The sequence below is a fragment of the Clostridium sp. MB05 genome, from assembly GCF_046581255.1.
Lineage (GTDB): Bacteria > Bacillota > Clostridia > Clostridiales > Clostridiaceae > Clostridium.
In genome coordinates, this window is record NZ_CP174370.1 from 2,221,645 (window position 1) to 2,240,153 (window position 18,509).

Here is an 18,509-nt window from a genome sequence, read left to right on the forward strand (position 1 = left end):
ATTGATAAAGTTCAATAATTATAGATTAGATTTTAAAAGGAATATATTTCATTATAAATAAACTGAATATTTAAATTGATTATGAACAAAATATATTTGCAATAAAAAATTATAAAGGAGGAATTTTTATGCCAACAGGAACTAAACTTGAAACAGCATTAGCTAGTGCAAAAGGATTGGCTGCTGATATGAAGACATTTTCTTTAGACACAGATAATCAAGATGCAAAACAAATGTTTAATCAACTTGCAACTACAATGGAGAGTGTGCAGCAAAGCCTTCAATCAAGACTTGATTTTGTAAAACAAGAAGAACCTCAATATAATAAACAATAATAAAATAATAGATATTTTTATATTATTTGTTGATCTTATATATAAGAGATTATCTATATATAAAATTACGGATAAGATTTTGTCGAGGATATTATTATACTTAAAAAACAGTTAGTATATATGCTAGCTGTTTTTTGTTTTCTAGGAAATTATATTTTTATATTTATTGTGAATAACTATTGTAAGATATTTAGTTATTAAAGTTATCTCCTAAATAGTATAGATATGAATATAGTGTGCATAATTTTGTGATCAGAATAACAGTATGTAAAAAATTTCAAAATTAATATATATTTAAATATTAAGGAAAAAAGTGAATAAAAATTTATGTTATGATAGAATATATTTATGATGCTTAATAAAGTTATTAAGGGGGAAAGTGAATGTCTAAATTAAAAGATGAATCATTATCTGGCTCTAAACTAGTTAGAGTTTTATTTCCAGAAATTCAGGTATTTGATCATATAAAAGAAAAAGGAATATTAGATAAGCAATTTATTAAGAAGCAGAAGAAAGCAGTAAATAATACTGTCGTGAATGCGAAGAATACTATGAGCCAAAAATCCAACGTTAATATGTCTAATGTTTCTAATTTAATCAATAAAGAGGAACAGAATATTACAAAAGTATCTGGTAATGTTTGTTCAAGTACAGTAAAAAAAGATATTAATATAGAAAGAAATACTAAGGTAAATAAATTAGAATTAGATAATGTCTTTAATTTAGTAGAGAATACTCTTTCAGACTATGTGCTTGGACAAAAAGATTATTTATCTAAATTAGCAATTGCATTTAGAAGACCATTTGTCTATGGAAAAGAAGATGGTATAAGTAATACAATATTTATAACAGGGCCTAAAGGTTCTGGAAGACATTTATCTATAAAAGCAATATCAAGATTCTTAAAAGAATATAAGATATTAAAAAGTAGCGAAGTATTCTCAATAGATCTTTCGGAATATAAGATTGAAAAGGATGCAGAAAATTTATTTTTAACTGATCTTTACAATGGACTTTATGGAGGCAACAGGATTATTGTATTTGATAATTTTGATAAGTGCCATCAAAGTGTTCTTGATTTAATTAATAATCTTGTAATAAATGAGAAGCTTGAACTTAACAGAAGATATACAGAGCAATTAGGTCAAATGGTGGACGTTACAGGAAAAGGAAATCTTACATTAAATACAACAGGTGAAATACAAGCAAATGGGAAGTATTTAATTTTTATAACTGAAAAAAGTGAAGACTATATTAGAAATACTTTTTCAGGCAATTTTATGAAAAAAATTAGGGATATTTTAACTACGGAAGAACTCACAGATAAAGATCTTTCTACAATATGTAAATTTATACTAAATGATTGTAGTACTAAGATAAACAATAATTTAAATATGTTACTAGAATTTGAAGATTCAGTATTAAACAATGTAATTAAAAATTTTGATAGAACTATTGGAGCTCATGGATTGTCTGAGTATATTGAAAATAATATATACGAACCTCTAGTTGAGTTAAAACTGAATGGTGAAATTAATAGTGGACAAGCATATAGATTAAAAGAGGAAGAAGAGTCTTTAATTATTTTTAATGAGCTAAATTCTATAGTACTAGAATCTTTAGTAAAACCTAATGAATTGGATAATTTAGATGCTTTAAATAAAGAGCTAGATAACATTATTGGATTAAAAAATGTAAAAGATTTTATAAAGAAGCTTGAAGACAATATAAGGGTGCAAAATATAAGAAAAAGTAAGGGATCAAAAGAAGCTAAGATCTCACTGCATATGATATTTACTGGAAACCCAGGTACAGGTAAAACTACAATGGCTAGAATAATGGCTAAATACTTAAAGGCGTTAGGATATTTGACAAGTGGACATTTAGTAGAAGTATCTAGGAATGATTTAATAGGTCAATATGTGGGGGAAACAGCGCAAAAAACTATTAAGAAATTAAATTCAGCTATGGGTGGAATATTATTTATAGATGAAGCTTATTCCATAGCTAGAGATGAAAATGATACTTTCGGAATAGAAGCGGTAGATACTATAGTTAAAGCTATAGAAGATAATAGAGATAATCTAGTAGTAATTTTAGCAGGATATACTAAGGAAATGGAAGATTTCTTAAAGATAAATAGTGGACTTAAATCTAGATTTAATTACACTGTTGATTTTGAAGATTATACACCTATAGAATTGCTTGAAATTTCTAAAGTAATAGCTAAATCAAATGGATATATAATAGATGAGATATTAGATGAAAGATTAGTAGAGTTATTTGAGACTAAACAAATAAAGGGTAAAAATGATAGTGGAAATGGAAGACTAGCAAGAAATATTATTGAACAAGCAATTACAAATCAATCAAAAAGGTTAGCAACTTTAGATGAAGATAGTATAAATCAAGATAATATAAATAAGCTTATAGAAACAGATTTTGGGCTTGATAAGAAGGAAGAATTTGATTTAGATGAAGAGTTAAATAAAATAATTGGATTAGATGATGTAAAAGAATTTGTAAGAAATTTAGAAAAACAACTAGTAGCAAAGGAAAAAAGAAAACAACTTGGTATAAAGGTTGAATCATCTCAATCTCTTAATATGATATTTACTGGAAATCCTGGTACTGGTAAAACAACTGTGGCAAGACTAATAGGTAATCTTATGAGTAAAATGGGAATATTGAAATCAGGTCAAGTTGTTGAAGTTGATAGGAGTACTCTTGTAGGTCAATATGCAGGAGAAACAACTAAAAAGACGGCAGAAGTGTTTAAGTCTGCTTTAGGTGGAGTATTATTTATAGATGAAGCATATTCCCTTATGTCCTCCGAAAATGATCCTTTAGGTAAAGAAGCAGTAGATACTTTAGTTAAGCTTATAGAGGACTTCAGAGAAGATATAATAGTTATACTAGCAGGTTATGATAAAGAAATGAAAGATTTCCTAAATACAAATTCAGGGTTAAGATCAAGATTCCCTCTAAATGTAAACTTTAAAGATTATGAAGTAAGTGAATTACTTAAAATAGGTAAGTTAATGATAAAGGGTAAGGGTTTTGTACTTGCAGGAAATTCTGAAGATGAACTTGAGGATGCTGTAAGAAAAGAAAAACAAAAAAGTGGTTTACAATCTGGAAATGGTAGAATGGTAAGAAATATAATAGAAAAAGCTATAAGAGAACAATCTTCAAGAATAGCTGATATGGATATAATTGATAAGGATTCAGCAATATTATTAACTGAAGAAGATTTTGGAGTTTATGTAAAATCAACAAATGAATTTAATCTAGAGGAAGAGTTAAATAAAGTTGTAGGACTGACTGAAGTAAAAGACTTTATAAGAAGCCTTCAAGCACAATTAAAGATACAAGAACAAAGAAAGAGCTTAGGGCTGCCTGTAGATGAATCACAAACTCTTCATATGATATTCAAGGGTAATCCCGGTACTGGTAAAACTACCATGGCAAGAATAGTAGGTGAAGTTCTATATAATATTGGAGTATTAAATAGCAAAACCTTTGTTGAAACAGATAGAAGCGGGTTAGTTGCTGGATATGTAGGACAAACAGCAATAAAAACTAAAGACAAGTTGGAGTCTGCTCTTGGAGGAATAATTTTCATAGATGAAGCTTATTCATTATCTCAAGATGGAGGTAGTGGAAGTAACTTTGGCAAGGAGGCTATAGATACACTTGTAAAAGTTATGGATGATAATAGAGACAATCTATTAGTAATATTAGCTGGATATAGTAATGATATGGACGATTTTCTAGCAACAAATCCAGGTTTAAAATCTAGATTTGCAAATATTATAGAGTTTAAAGATTATTCAGTTGAAGACTTATTAACTATTTCGGATAATTTATTTAAGGGTAAAGGATATATACTAACTGAGGAAGCTAGAAATAAGATGGGTAATATTTTTGAAGAGGCTTGCAAAGTACCTGACTTCGGAAATGGAAGATATGTAAGAAATATATTTGAAAAAACTGTTAGAAACCAAGCAGTAAGACTTGAAAAGATTAATAATTTGACAAAAGATAATCTTATCACTATTGAAGAGTGTGATGTATCTAAAGTTGATTTATAGTAAAGAGGTGATAATATGAAATCTATATCTAAATTAATAAGTAATTTAATAACTATCGCTTATGGAGTAATATGCATGCCTTTATTAATATTAATGGCTATAATATTTCCAATAATGGTAACCTCAGATGCTTTTAAAATAATTAGTTCAGGATATACGGTAACTGGTGATTATATTAGTTTACTTATAGGAATGACAATGATTATGTACTTTTCTTTAAGGTTTAGAGCTTTAAGAAGGATATATATGATTTTTCCATCCTTATTTGAAACTATTAAATATTTATTAATAGCAAGCATATTTATTGGAATAGGAACAGAGATACTTAATTGGAGTTATATAGCATTAATAACATCTAGAAAGATAATAGGAATATGCTCATTTGTAGGATTTATAGTGCTTTGGAGAGTATTTGTTTCATTATATTACAAGAAAAGGCCTCTTTCAAAAGTTATGATGAAAAAAGAAGAGAAAATACAAAATTATAATACAGAAATTGTCTAGTGAAAGGTGGTTATTATGAGAAGATTTAAAGAAAGTGATTCAGATAATTTTAATGAAATAGATAATTCTAGTGTTAATTTTTCGAGTAAAGAAAATGATATAAATGAAGACAATGTTATAGAAGAAAATGAAAATGTTGAAGATCAGACTCTTAAAGTTTTAGAAGAAGAAAAGAAAGATCCGTATATAAATTCTTCTATGAAAAATTTCAGACTAATTATTGGTGTAGTATGTTTAGTTCTTTTTATATCATTTCCATTTACAAAAAAAATAAATAAGAATTATAAAGATCAATTAACATCTGGAGTTGTAGAAAATGTAAATGTTGGTGATGTATTAAGTAAAGATGCCTTAAAGCTAGATGCAAAAGATGCTTCTATAGAAGTTTCAAGTGGGTATGGAAATATAGAGATATCAATATGGAATTTTGCAGAGAAGGAAGATAATGATTATGTACAAGTTTTTATTGATGGAGTTGAGCAAGGAGCGCCTTTTTCTATAAGGCATAAACCTGCAAAAATAAGTGTTCCTGATAAAGCAGTTATACAAGTGCAAGGCGTAAGAGATGGAAGTAATAATGGGATAACCTATGCTGTTCACTTCAATAAAACAGGAGAAACATATTTAAATACTGTTCCACTTAATGCTATGAATACTTACACAATTATAAGCAGATAATTTGTTACAGTTAAAATAATCAGTTATTCTATAATGAGGTAGGTTCTCTCATTTTATTAAAAAAGTGTGATAATCTAATAGAGTAACAATAGTTGAAGGAGGAGCAGTAAAATGATAAAACTTATAGCATCAGATATGGATGGAACTTTATTAAATAATGATCATGATATAGATAAGGAAACAGTTGAAGCAATTAGAAAAGCTGAAGAGGCTGGTATAATTTTTGCAATATCTACTGGTAGAGAATATGAAAGTGTTAAGGAACTATTAGATAAACATAATATAAAAGCTCAGTGTGTTCTTTTAAATGGAGCAGAGTATAGAGATGAGAATGGAAATATATTAGATGTTATCAATATAAGAGAAGAGAATGCAAAGAAGATAATAGAGATATTAAATAAAAATAAACTACCAGCTCGTATATTTACAGATAAGGGAGTGTTTACTACATCTACGAAAGAAGAGGCTTTTCAAGAAATTGTATTTAGAACTATGACCTTAAATCCAGCTTTAACAGAAGATGAAGCAAGAGAAATGGCTCAAAAGCAAGGCTTTTTAACATGCTTACAGTACATTGATGATATAGATAAATTCTTTGAAAGTGAAGTAGCAGTTAAAAAGTTTGTAGCATTTAATAAAGATATAGAACTTATAGATAAGACAAAAAAAGCTACGACAGAAATTGAAGGATTAGAAATATCCTCATCATTTAGAGATAATATAGAAATAACTGATATAAATGCTCAAAAGGGGATTATTTTAGAAAAAGTAGCTAAGAAAATGTCAATAGCAATAGAGGATGTTATGATTATCGGAGACAGCTTTAACGACTACTCAATGTTTGAAATATTTGATGAAACTGTTGCAATGAAGAATGCTATACCAGAAGTTAAGGTTATAGCTAAGTACATAACAGATAGCAATGATAATTTAGGAGTTGCTAAGGCTATCTATAATGTGATTAATGATGAAATATATAAAATGATAAAGTAAAAAAACTTTCTAATAGTATATTTAGATGAAAATAAACCCAGTGATCATACTTTAATGTATCATCGTGGGTTTATTTTATTTATTGGATATAAATTGATTTTATGTTAAATTATATACAAAGGTTAATTTTGTTTTAATATAAGAGATTAAGAAGAGAAGAAGGGGGGATTTTGGTGAGGATTTTATTTATATATAGAGACTCACCAAGAATAAATGGTTACTTTAAAAAATTTATTTCAAGGTATATGCGATAGGCTATACGAGGGGTTTATTTTAATAGATAAAAATGAAAATATAATTTTGATAAATAATATGGCACAGTCATTATTGAATATTAATAGAGATGATTTTATAGGTAAAAAAAGCTATGATCTTATAAGGAAGATAGATTTTAAAGAACAATTATGCAAGGGTCAACTAAAGTTAGATGAAAAGTTTAATTTTAATGGAAATAACTTTATTATGAATAAGATACCTATATCAGTTGATGAAAATATAATTGGTGCTGTAGGTGTTTTTCAAGATATTAAGATTTATGAAAATCTAATTGGTATCACTTCTAATGTTCTGAGCTTAGATATACTAAATACTATTATGGATACTACTAAAGAGTGTGTTGTAGTGGTTGATAAAGATGGTATTATAACAATGATGAGCAAGTGTTATAAAGAGTTTCTTGGATATGATAATCCAGAAGGAAAATATGTAGAGGATATAATAGATAATACTAGATTACCTAAGATATTGAAGTCAGGAAACATAGAATATGGTGATGTTCAACTAATAAAGAATAAAGAAGTTATAGCAATGAGAGTACCTATAAAGACAAATGGAGATATAACTGGCGCTATAGGAAAAATAATGTTTAAGGATATAGAGGAACTAATTTTACTTAATAATAAGCTTAATAGATTAAAAAACGAAGTTGAATTTTATAAAAGTGAATTAGGAAAAGAAAGAAGTGAAAAATATTCTTTTGATAACATTATCGGAATATCAAAAAAGGCAATAGAGGTAAAAAGAATATGTAAACTATTAGGAAATACTGATTCTACTGTGTTGATAGTAGGGGAAAGTGGTACTGGTAAAGAACTACATTCTTGTGCAATACATAATTCTAGCAAAAGATCATTAGGACCATTGGTTAAGATAAATTGTGGAGCTATACCTACTAATTTGATAGAATCAGAACTTTTTGGATATGATGATGGGGCCTTTACAGGAGCTAAAAGAGGTGGAAAGATAGGAAAGTTTGAAATGGCAGACGGAGGAACAATATTCTTGGATGAAATTGGAGAAATGCCTATGGACATGCAGGTGAGATTACTTAGAGTAATTCAAGAGAAGGAGGTAGAGAGAATAGGTGGAAATACTGTAAAGAAAATAGATATAAGAATAATAGCTGCCACAAACATAGATTTAGAGGAGGCTGTTAAGCAAGGAAAATTTAGAAAAGATCTTTATTATAGATTGAATGTCATGAAGGTTGAAATCCATCCATTACGAGAGAGAAAAGAGGACATAGAAATATTGGCAGACAGTTTGAGAGTTAAAGTCGCAAACAGATTGGGTATTTATGTTGAAGGAATATCAAAAAAAGCCATTAAAATATTACAAAATTATAATTGGCCTGGAAATATAAGAGAATTGGAAAATGTAATAGAGAGAGCTATAAATCTTTTAGATTCTGAGAGTATAATAATTGAACCTAAACATTTGCCACAAGAAATTATAAATAATAAATTAAAAAATTCTTTTAAAGAAGAAAGAACTTTAAGCGATATTATTGATCAGGTAGAAAAAAGAGCAATAGAAAGATGCCTAAAGGAGACTAAATGGAATAAGAATAAAACAGCAAAATTATTAGGAATAAGTAGAGCAAGCTTATATAAAAAGATTGAGAAATATAATATTGAGGAAAGGTAGAAATCAACTACAAAAGCTAGGTGTCTATATAATAAATTTAATTTTATGCCTAGCTTTTTTACGTATAGAGATTAAGTAATTTGAAATAGTGTATATTTATTATACATGTATAATAAATATACACTATTTCATAAAGTTTGATGTAGAGCTTTACATAGAGGCATAAAGATAAAAGTTGTGTATAAAAAATAGACACATAAAAATATGATGGAATTAGTGGATGTTGAAATATATAGCTATTTACTTAAATTGGGAAATGGCATGATTATTGCTATAAATAAAAATGTAATCTTAGTTAAAAACATAATTAATAATTTCTAAGTGACAAAAAATAAAATTTCTAGGGGGAATCTAAATGTTTAAAAAATTTACAAATGGTTGCGTTACTTTGGTACAAAGATATTTACCGGATCCATTTATTTTTGCATCTATTCTTACAATCATGGTTTATATAGCAGGTATGCTAGTAACTAAACAAGGGCCATTAGAAATGTTAAATCACTGGAATACTGGATTTTGGAGTTTATTATCATTTGGAATGCAAATGGCATTAATTGTTGTAACAGGGCATGCCTTGGCAAGTACTCCAATAGCTAATAAAGGAATAAAGAAAATAGCATCTATTCCTAAAAAACCATGGCAAGCAATAGTAATAACAACATTAGTTGGAGGAATAGCTTGCTGGATAAATTGGGGATTCGGACTTATATTAGGAGCTATATTAGCAAAAGAAATAGCGAAAAAAGTTAGAAATGTTGACTATAGGCTTTTGATTGCATCAGCTTATTCCGGTTTTGTAGTTTGGCATGGTGGTTTATCAGGATCAATACCACTTACAATTGCTGCTGGTGGAAAGGATGTAGAAGCTGTTTCAGCTGGGGTAATAAAATCTGCAATATCAACAAGTGAAACAATATTTAGTACCTATAATATATTTATCGTATTAGCTATTTTAATAATATTACCTATAATTAATTGTTGTATGCATCCGAAAGGAAAGGATGTATTTGAGATAGATCCTAAGTTATTAGAAGAGAGTGATACTGTATCTAAGAGTACAGTTAGCTTAAAAGATATGACACCAGCTCAAAGGTTAGAAAACAGCCCTATAGTATCTATATTAGTAGGGGGAATGGGACTTATTTATATAGTTTATTATTTTACTAAAAATGGATTTAAACTTGATTTAAACGTAGTTAATTTCACATTCTTATTTTTAAGTATACTACTTCATGGTACTCCACGTAAGTTTTTAAATGCTGCAGCATCAGGAGTAAAAGCTACTACAGGTATTATTATACAATTCCCATTTTATGCAGGAATAATGGGAATGATGGTTGGAGCTAGTGCTAGTGGAATTTCATTAGGTGGAACTATAGCTAATGGAATAATAGGAATAGCAAATCAAAGTACATTACCTATATTGTCACTATTAAGTACTGCTTTTTGTACTATATTTATACCTTCAGGTGGTGGAGAATGGGCTCTTCAAGCACCAATAATAATGCCAGCAGCTCAACAATTAGGAGTCAATGCTAGCGTAGCGGCAATGTCAATAGCTTGGGGAGATGCATGGGCATGCTTGATTCAACCATTCTGGGCATTACCAGCTTTAGCAATTGCAGGCTTAAATGCAAGAGATATTATGGGATTTTGCATTGTAGACTTATTAGTTACAGGAGTAATTATATTCGGAGGATTTTTATTATTAATATAAAATTTTATAAGGAAAGGTGAAGAAGAAAATGAATATAAAGAATGTAGCGGTTTTAGGAACTGGAACTATGGGACATGGAATAGCACTTTTATCAGCGAAGGCAGGATTAAATGTAAAAATGTATGGTAGAACTGATGAAAGCTTAGATAGAGGAATTAGTAGCATAATAGCAAGTTTAAATAGATTAACCATTCAAGGAAATCTTAGTGAATTTGAGTGTCAAGAGATTCTTGGAAGAATAAAAGGTGTAAAAACTCTTGAAGAGGTAGCAGAAGATACGGATTTTATAATTGAATCAGTAGCAGAAAATTTAGAGCTTAAGCAAAATATTTTTAATAAGTTGGATTCATTATGCGGGCCAGAGGTTATATTAGCAAGTAATACATCAGGACTTAGCCCAACTGATATAGCGAAAACTACTACTTATCCAGAGAGAGTTGTAATAGCACATTTTTGGAATCCACCTCAATTAATACCACTAGTAGAAGTTGTTCCAGGAGAAAAAACAAGTGAAGAAACTGTTGACATAACTGTTGAATGGGTTAATTTTATTGGTAAAAAGGCAGTTAAAATGGAAAAAGAATGCTTAGGCTTCATTGGTAATAGATTGCAATTAGCTCTTCTTAGAGAAGCTATGTATATAGTAGAAAAAGGATGGGCAAAACCAGAGGAAGTAGATAAGGCTATGGAATATGGACATGGTAGAAGATTATCTGTAACAGGTTCTTTATGTAGCGCAGACTTAGGCGGATTAGATATATTTAATAATATTTCATCATATTTATTTGAGGATTTATGTAATTATACTGACCCATCTAAGTTATTAGAAAATAAAGTTAAGGAAAATAAGTTAGGAACTAAGTCTGGTGAAGGATTCTATAAATGGGATAAGGAAAAAATTGAAAATAAGCAAAATGAAAGAACTGAAGTTTTATTATATTTTTTAGACAGGGACAGCAATGAAAATAAGGCATGTGAAAATAAATAATGGACCAAAGGTTCGAAGCATATTTGCCACGAGACAAGAAGTTAAAAGACTGTCATAGTGGAGCTATGCCAGCCTTTTGACGACGAAGTAATCGTGGCAAATAGGCGAGAAAACTGGTTTATTATTTATTTGATAATGCCTAAATAGAAAATAGTATATAGGACAATTATAGTAATATAGTTATCGAGGTGTATATAAAATGAAATCTAAAATTATAAGTTTAGAAGATTCAATTAAAATAATAAAAAATAGTAGTGTAGTGGCTGTAGGAGGATTTATTGGAAGTGGACATGCAGAAGCAATTACAGCAGAAATAGAAAAAAGTTTCTTAAAATATGGTACTCCAAATGATTTAACACTGATATATGCAGCAGGCCAAGGAGATAGTAAGGATAAAGGATTGAATCATTTTGGCCATAAGGGACTTGTTTCAAAAATAATTGGAGGGCATTGGGCTCTATGTCCTAAATTACAGAAATTAGCCATTGATAATGAAGCTCAAGCTTACAATATTCCTCAAGGAATAATATCTCATATGTATAGAGATATTGCAGCTGGGAAGCCTGGAACAATATCTAAGGTTGGATTACAAACCTTTGTGGATCAAAGGCTTGGTGGTGGAAAATTAAATGAAAGTACTACAGAGGATATAGTTAAAGTAATAAATATTGATGATAAAGAATACCTATTTTATAAAGTTATACCAATAGATGTGGCTATATTAAGAGCAACTTATGCTGATGAAGATGGTAATGCTACATTTGATAAAGAAGTTGCAACACTAGATGCAACTTCAATGGCACAAGCAGCCAAGAATAGTGGAGGAATAGTAATTTTACAGGTAGAAAAGATAGTTTCTAAGGGAACATTGGATCCAAGAAAAGTTAAGATTCCAGGAATATATGTTGATGCTATAGTGATTTCTAAGCCAGAGACACATATGCAAACCTATGCTGAAATGTATAATCCAGCATATTCAGGAGAAGTTAAATTACCAATAGATTCAGTTAATTCATTACCGCTAGACGAAAGAAAAGTAATAGCAAGAAGAGCGGCATTAGAGTTGGAGCCAGACTCTATAATAAATCTAGGAATAGGTATGCCAGAAGGTATATCTAGTGTAGCTAATGAAGAAGGAATAGGTGATAGATTTACATTGACAGTAGAATCAGGACCTATTGGAGGAGTTCCAGCTAATGGTTTAAACTTTGGGGCATCATTAAATCCAGTATCTATTTTAGACCAAGCTAATCAATTTGACTTTTATGATGGTGGAGGCTTAGATATTGCTTTCCTTGGACTTGCACAGTGTGATAAAAATGGAAATATAAATGTAAGTAAATTTGGAACTAAAATAGCTGGATGTGGTGGATTTATTAATATTACTCAAAATGCTAAAAAGGTTATATATTGTGGAACATTCACAGCATCAGGATTAAAAATTAAAATAAATGATGGTAAACTAAATATTGTTAATGAAGGAAGAGTTATTAAATTTATAGATAAAGTAGAACAAATAACCTTTAGTGGAGAATATGCATCAAAAGTAGGACAACAAGTTTTATATATTACAGAAAGGGCAGTTTTTAGATTAGGAAAGGAAGGATTAGTACTAGAAGAAATTGCTCCAGGTGTAGATTTAGAGAAGGATATATTGCTAAATATGACTTTTAAACCAATAATATCTAAAGATTTAAAATTGATGGATGAAAGAATTTTTAAAGAAGGCTTAATGGGACTACTTTAAATCAAAATAGTCATTAGATTAAAGTAATTATAATGAATTAATGTCTTATTTATCATAATAAAAGTAATACTAGTAAAGGGCTGTAGTTATATTTAGCTACAGCCCTTTATTTTAAATAATATCTTCAAATTTTATTGTTTCTTGTATTCCAGTATTCATATCTTTTATATTAATAGTCCTATTTGTATCTTCTTCTTCACCTAAAAGAATAACCTTTGATATAGCAAGTTTATTAGCATAATTCATTTTTTTCTTTAATTTATCGTCTTCAAAATATATTTCTACAGATCTTCCAAAGGAGTTTAGCTTTTTATATACTTCACCACAATAACTTAAAGTATCTCCAATTGGTATTATTAAATACTCAACTTTAGAAGAAACATTATAGTTTTCAATAAAACCTATTTCTTTTAAAATAAAGAATAGTCTAGTTAATCCAATGGATATTCCAACTCCAGGTAATATATTGTTAGTATAATTTTCTGCTAAGTTATCATATCTACCACCAGAACAAATTGAACCATACTCTTCATTGCCAGTTAATAAAGTTTCAAATACTGTACCTGTGTAATAATCTAGTCCTCGTATAATTTTTAAATTTATTATATATTCAATATCATTTACTCCAAGTATTTCTAGAGTAGTAGTAACCTCTTTAAGTTCATTTAATCCTAATATAAATTTTTCATCACCTATATTTAATGAATTTAACTCTTCTAAAACTTTAACTTTAGAGCCACTTATATTTATAACTTTATTTATTATTTTTGCTTTTTCATAACTAACTAATTTAGTTAATTCAGATTCGAAGGTTTCTTTGCCTATTTTATCGTACTTATCTATTAAAATCATAATTTCAACTGAATTTTCTATATTTAGTGAGTTTAGTAATGAAGATAGTATTTTTCTATTATTTATTTGGAACTTATAATCTTTTAATCCTATAGCTTTAAAAGCTTTTGAGGCTAAGCTTATAACTAAAGCATCATTTTTAATACTTAAAGTGTCTTTTCCTATAATATCAACATCACATTGATAAAATTCTCTATACCGTCCCTTTTGGTTCCTCTCACCTCTATATACTTTTCCTATTTGATATCTTTTAAATGGAAAGATTAAATCATTATAATATTGGGAAGTATATCTAGCAAAAGGAACTGTTAAATCAAACCTTAATGCTAAATTATTAGAGCCTTTTTGAAATGCATAAACTTGCTTTTCTGTTTCTCCAGCACTTTTAGCAAGCAAAACTTCTGCTTTTTCAATAATTGGAGTATCTATTGGAAGACATCCATTTTCCTCATATACTTTTGTGATTTTCTCTACTATATCATTAAATTTTCGTTGATCTATAGGTAGTAGTTCCATAAATCCTGGTAAAATACTTGGTTTAACTTTATTGTTTTTCATTTCACATTTCTCCTTTATTTTAAAATAACAAAAAGCCATGTAGGCAAATATCCCACATGGCTTACTAAATATGATTGCACTAAACACATCATAGCCTAGAGACACAAGCCCACTTAAAATAGACTTGCACTCTTTAATAAAAGCAAGTCTCTCTAGCGATGATGATGTATTAAATTAACTAAATTACTTAGTGCTTTCATAATTTTTCCTCCTAAATTTGATAAATACATTATATAACAATCAATAACCTTCTTCAAGGATATTTAACAGCTATAGTTATTTATATTATGAAATAAGTATTTAAAAATAAAAAGTATTCACATTTTTTAATAATAAATAGTATCAATATAGAGTATGAAAAATATCAATAGATTTTTATAGATAATTAAAAGATAATTTAGTCACTAAATTTTCAAGAAAAGATAATTTAAATAAATTATGGTAAAATTTGATTTAATTTAGTATTTATAGTAAAATATTGATGAAATTTATCAAGGGGGTAAATATATGAAATTACTAAAAAAAATATCACTATGCATCACATTAATATTAACTATTGGTGTTTTTTACGGTTGTAAAAGCGCTTCACCATCAGATTTTGTAAAAAGCAATTTAGATGAAATGAAGGGTGCTAATGATAAGCTTGTATCATTAGTAGCAAAAAGTATGGTTATATCTAATGAAGAAGAAGCAGAGATTAATGAAGAACTTATTAAACAAGTACAAAAAATTACGTATAAAATAACTTCTGAAGAAGTTAACAAAAATGAGGCAACTGTCTATATTGATATTAATGGACCTGATTTTGAAGTTATTATCAATAAAGCAATGCCACAAATAGTTAAGACTGCTATTGAACAAGCTTTTTCAGGTGTTAACATGACAGAAGAAGAACAAAACAAAATGATTAGTGATGTTATATTAGAGTCTATTAAAGGCAGTGAGTTCACTGATAGGACAGGAAAGTTAACTTTAGTAAAAGAAAATAAGAAATGGGAGTTAGCTGATGAAAATGAGTTAAGTAAGTTACTTTTAAATTTTGATCCGTCTTCAATTGATTATGATAATATGGAGAAGTATATTAATGAAGAAAGTTTATCTAATTATTTAAATGAATAAATTTTACAAATACTTATTTAAATAAGAAAGGAATATGGCTTAAGGTCATATTCTTTTTTTGCTCTATAGGAAATTATATTTTTAAAATATGTGGATAAATTATTTATAGCATACAAGTTATTAAAATTTACTTATGAAAAAAGTTAATTTGTGGTATATTTATAATAAATATAACTATATAATGGGAGGCTTTGAAAATGACATTGCAAGATAAAATTACAGAACTAAAAGAGTATTTAGGACAATATGAAAAGTTAAATGAAGCAATAAACTTAATTTATTGGGATATGAGAACAAATATGCCACCTAAAGCAGGAGAATCAAGATCTAAAGTTTTAGAATATCTATCAGGAGAAAGCTTTAATATGATTACTAGCTCTAAGGTAGGAGATTTTATAAAGGATTTATCACAATATAAGAATGAAATGAATCTTACTGAACTTAGAATGCTAGAAGAGCTTGAAAGAAACTATAATGAAACAAAAAAAATACCACAAGATAGATATATAGCTTTTGTTGGTGTTTGTAGTAATTCAGAATTAGCTTGGGAAAAAGCTAAGGATGCAAATGATTTTGAGATATTCAAGCCTCATCTAGAAAAAGTAGTTGAATTCCAAAAGGAATTTATCAATTATTGGGGATATAAAAATGATAAATATGATACCCTTTTAGATAAATATGAGTTAGGACTTACAATTGAAAAATTAGATAAGGTATTTGCAGAGTTAAGAGATGGAATAATAGAAGTATTAAATAATATTAAAGCTAGCAATAAAAAGATTAATAATGATTTCTTATTTGGAAGTTTTGATACTAAAAAGCAAAAGGATTTATCATTATATATTTTAGAAAAAATAGGTTTTGATTTAGAAGCTGGTAGATTAGATGAGAGTATTCATCCTTTTACAACAAACTTTGGAAACAAAGATGTAAGATTAACTACTAATTATCATGGAGATGAATTTACCTCAGCTTTATTTAGCACAATTCATGAAGGTGGACATGGTATTTATGAGCAAAATATAAGTGATGATTTAGAAAATACAGGACTTCAAACTGGAGCTTCTATGGCAATACATGAATCACAATCAAGATTTTATGAAAATATATTAGGAAGAAGCAAAGAATTCTGTTCTTATCTATTGCCTATAGCTAAAGAGTATTTTGAAGACTTTAAAAATGTTACTTTGGATGAATTTTATGAAGCTATGAATTATGTTGAAACATCTTTAATTAGAACAGAAGCAGATGAATTAACATATGGACTTCATATTATAATAAGATATGAAATAGAAAAAGAATTAATTAATGGCAGAATAACAGTAGCTGAGCTTAAAGATTTATGGAATAAAAAATACAAAGAATATTTAGGAGTTGAGCCTAAAACTGATAGCGAAGGAATACTTCAAGATATGCATTGGTCAGATGGTTCTTTTGGATACTTCCCAAGTTATGCTTTAGGTAATTTATATGGAGCTCAAATGTTCCATAAACTATTAGAAGAAAAGCCAAATGTAATGGAAGCTGTTAAAGAGGGTAACTTTACTGAAATAACAAACTGGTTAAAAGAAAAAGTTCATATTCATGGTTCTTTATATACGCCAGGAGAAATTATAAAAAATATAACTGGAGAAGAACTTAATCCTAAATACTTTATAGATTATTTAAAAAACAAGTATTATAAAATATATGATGTAAAATAGTAGAAGAATTTTAAGGTGCTGTATCAAAACAACTTTTGATACAACACCTTTTTATATAAAATATTTTAATCATATAAATATTAAAATCCAATAAAGAATATATATTGAAAATTTAAAGTACTAAAAAATAAAAGATATAAATAATACTTATTTTAACATATAAATTTAAGTAAATAATATATATGAAATATGTAACATAGGTAATGAATTAATAAAAGATATATTTTTAAAATTAAACTCTATGTTTAGCTAAATAAGAAGATACATATTGTATGAACAATGAAAAAAGAGAGGTAAATATGAACTATAGCAATGAGCTAATAAAAATAGAAGATGGATTACCTATTAAAATTTATATATATAGTATTTACGAAAGTAAACTTCAATGTCATAAAGAAATAGAAATTATATTAATTTTAAAAGGGAGCCTTAATATTAGAGTTGGTAACAATATATATTTTCTTAAAGAAAGAGACCTTATCTTATTAAATACTAATGAAGTTCATAATTTAATAAAAACTAAGGAAGATAATATTATATTAGAAGCTAATATAGATATTGATTATTATGCTTTAATATATACACTATTTAATAATACTAAGTTTGACTGTAAATCTTTTATTTATAGTGATGATGAGCAAAAAAAATTTGATGTTATAAGGTATTATTTAGCTAAAATAGTATGGGAATTAACTGAAAAAAGAAGGGGTTATCAGTTTATAGTTGGAAGTGATATAAATTTACTTGGAGCACATTTAATAAATAATTTTACTTATGATATTGAAAATAAGGAAAGTATAACTAAAGATTTAGCTAGAATTCAAAATATTTTAAAGTATATTAATGAGAATTTAGATAGAAAAATAACTTTACTTGAAATAGCCAATAGAGAGAATTTAAGTATTTATTATTTATCTCATTTTATTAAAAAGAATATAGGAATATCATTTCAAGAATATATAAATAATGCAAGAATAGACAAAGCATTAAACTTACTATTAAGGACAAACAATTCTATAACAGAAATTGCATATGAAAGTGGATTTTCAAGTACAAGAACCTTTAATGAAATTTTTAAAACTATTTATAAGTGCTCTCCTAGAGAATATAGAAAAAGTAATAAATATCTAAGTAGCAATTTTAATATAGAATATAAAAATGAATATAAAACAGAAATTTTAAGAAATATATTTTCATATTTAAGTTTATGCAATAGTAATATATAAAATTCTAAAGACTTGCTCATATGTGATTACGAAACTATCATATCAACAAAAATGTCTAACAGATCCCAA

Annotated in this window: 13 protein-coding genes; 12 read left to right on the plus strand and 1 reads right to left on the minus strand. The window is 27.7% G+C overall.

What is annotated here, in order from left to right:
• Positions 1–128: 128 nt before the first annotated feature.
• The 9 genes from ACH36K_RS10395 to ACH36K_RS10435 all read left to right on the plus strand — a co-directional run bounded on the left by ACH36K_RS10395 (position 129) and on the right by ACH36K_RS10435 (position 12,982).
• Positions 129–335, plus strand: coding sequence for a DUF1657 domain-containing protein (locus tag ACH36K_RS10395; RefSeq protein ID WP_322388505.1), 207 nt, complete (start codon positions 129–131; stop codon positions 333–335).
• A 383-nt stretch (positions 336–718) separates the two neighbouring features.
• Positions 719–4,429 (plus strand): AAA family ATPase, encoded by a 3,711-nt coding sequence (locus ACH36K_RS10400; protein WP_411167558.1) that lies wholly within the window; start codon positions 719–721, stop codon positions 4,427–4,429.
• A 15-nt stretch (positions 4,430–4,444) separates the two neighbouring features.
• Positions 4,445–4,933 (plus strand): hypothetical protein, encoded by a 489-nt coding sequence (locus ACH36K_RS10405; RefSeq protein WP_411167559.1) that lies wholly within the window; start codon positions 4,445–4,447, stop codon positions 4,931–4,933.
• Positions 4,934–4,948: 15 nt separating this feature from the next.
• A complete protein-coding gene (locus ACH36K_RS10410; RefSeq protein ID WP_411167560.1) occupies positions 4,949–5,611 on the plus strand; it encodes a hypothetical protein in 663 nt (220 codons plus the stop codon).
• Positions 5,612–5,722: 111 nt separating this feature from the next.
• A complete protein-coding gene (locus ACH36K_RS10415; RefSeq protein WP_411167561.1) occupies positions 5,723–6,604 on the plus strand; it encodes a Cof-type HAD-IIB family hydrolase in 882 nt (293 codons plus the stop codon).
• A gap of 213 nt (positions 6,605–6,817) precedes the next feature.
• Positions 6,818–8,530: a sigma 54-interacting transcriptional regulator gene (locus tag ACH36K_RS10420; RefSeq protein ID WP_411167562.1), complete on the plus strand. Its 1,713-nt coding sequence runs from the start codon at positions 6,818–6,820 to the stop codon at positions 8,528–8,530.
• Positions 8,531–8,885: 355 nt separating this feature from the next.
• Positions 8,886–10,247 carry a short-chain fatty acid transporter gene (locus tag ACH36K_RS10425; protein ID WP_411167563.1) on the plus strand — a complete coding sequence of 454 codons (1,362 nt, stop codon included), beginning with the start codon at positions 8,886–8,888 and terminating at the stop codon, positions 10,245–10,247.
• Between the two features lie 28 nt (positions 10,248–10,275).
• Entirely contained in the window at positions 10,276–11,235 is a 960-nt protein-coding gene (locus ACH36K_RS10430; RefSeq protein ID WP_411167564.1) for a 3-hydroxyacyl-CoA dehydrogenase family protein, read from the plus strand.
• 199 nt (positions 11,236–11,434) lie between these two features.
• A complete protein-coding gene (locus ACH36K_RS10435) occupies positions 11,435–12,982 on the plus strand; it encodes an acyl CoA:acetate/3-ketoacid CoA transferase (RefSeq protein ID WP_411167565.1) in 1,548 nt (515 codons plus the stop codon).
• Positions 12,983–13,093: 111 nt separating this feature from the next.
• Here ACH36K_RS10435 and hisS read toward each other — a convergent pair whose 3' ends face one another.
• Positions 13,094–14,392 (minus strand): histidine--tRNA ligase, encoded by a 1,299-nt coding sequence (gene hisS / locus ACH36K_RS10440; RefSeq protein ID WP_411167566.1) that lies wholly within the window; start codon positions 14,390–14,392, stop codon positions 13,094–13,096.
• Positions 14,393–14,899: 507 nt separating this feature from the next.
• On the opposite strand from hisS, the gene ACH36K_RS10445 reads away from it, so the two are divergent.
• The 3 genes from ACH36K_RS10445 (at position 14,900) to ACH36K_RS10455 (ending at position 18,440) form a co-directional block, all read left to right on the plus strand.
• Positions 14,900–15,511 (plus strand): hypothetical protein, encoded by a 612-nt coding sequence (locus ACH36K_RS10445; protein ID WP_411167567.1) that lies wholly within the window; start codon positions 14,900–14,902, stop codon positions 15,509–15,511.
• Positions 15,512–15,708: 197 nt separating this feature from the next.
• Entirely contained in the window at positions 15,709–17,214 is a 1,506-nt protein-coding gene (locus ACH36K_RS10450) for a carboxypeptidase M32 (protein WP_411167568.1), read from the plus strand.
• A 272-nt stretch (positions 17,215–17,486) separates the two neighbouring features.
• Positions 17,487–18,440, plus strand: a complete 954-nt coding sequence (locus ACH36K_RS10455; RefSeq protein ID WP_411167569.1) for an AraC family transcriptional regulator — start codon at positions 17,487–17,489, stop codon at positions 18,438–18,440.
• Positions 18,441–18,509 lie beyond the last annotated feature (69 nt).

Excerpts from the sequence above, each read along its gene's own strand:
- ACH36K_RS10405 (WP_411167559.1), top strand. The coding sequence starts at position 4,445 with ATGAAATCTATATCTAAATTAATAAGTAATTTAATAACTATCGCTTAT.
- ACH36K_RS10395 (WP_322388505.1), top strand. The coding sequence starts at position 129 with ATGCCAACAGGAACTAAACTTGAAACAGCATTAGCTAGTGCAAAAGGA.
- ACH36K_RS10455 (WP_411167569.1), top strand. The coding sequence starts at position 17,487 with ATGAACAATGAAAAAAGAGAGGTAAATATGAACTATAGCAATGAGCTA.
- ACH36K_RS10400 (WP_411167558.1), top strand. The coding sequence starts at position 719 with ATGTCTAAATTAAAAGATGAATCATTATCTGGCTCTAAACTAGTTAGA.
- ACH36K_RS10450 (WP_411167568.1), top strand. The coding sequence starts at position 15,709 with ATGACATTGCAAGATAAAATTACAGAACTAAAAGAGTATTTAGGACAA.
- ACH36K_RS10430 (WP_411167564.1), top strand. The coding sequence starts at position 10,276 with ATGAATATAAAGAATGTAGCGGTTTTAGGAACTGGAACTATGGGACAT.
- ACH36K_RS10445 (WP_411167567.1), top strand. The coding sequence starts at position 14,900 with ATGAAATTACTAAAAAAAATATCACTATGCATCACATTAATATTAACT.
- ACH36K_RS10410 (WP_411167560.1), top strand. The coding sequence starts at position 4,949 with ATGAGAAGATTTAAAGAAAGTGATTCAGATAATTTTAATGAAATAGAT.
- ACH36K_RS10435 (WP_411167565.1), top strand. The coding sequence starts at position 11,435 with ATGAAATCTAAAATTATAAGTTTAGAAGATTCAATTAAAATAATAAAA.
- hisS (WP_411167566.1), bottom strand. The coding sequence starts at position 14,392 with ATGAAAAACAATAAAGTTAAACCAAGTATTTTACCAGGATTTATGGAA.
- ACH36K_RS10415 (WP_411167561.1), top strand. The coding sequence starts at position 5,723 with ATGATAAAACTTATAGCATCAGATATGGATGGAACTTTATTAAATAAT.
- ACH36K_RS10420 (WP_411167562.1), top strand. The coding sequence starts at position 6,818 with ATGGTTACTTTAAAAAATTTATTTCAAGGTATATGCGATAGGCTATAC.
- ACH36K_RS10425 (WP_411167563.1), top strand. The coding sequence starts at position 8,886 with ATGTTTAAAAAATTTACAAATGGTTGCGTTACTTTGGTACAAAGATAT.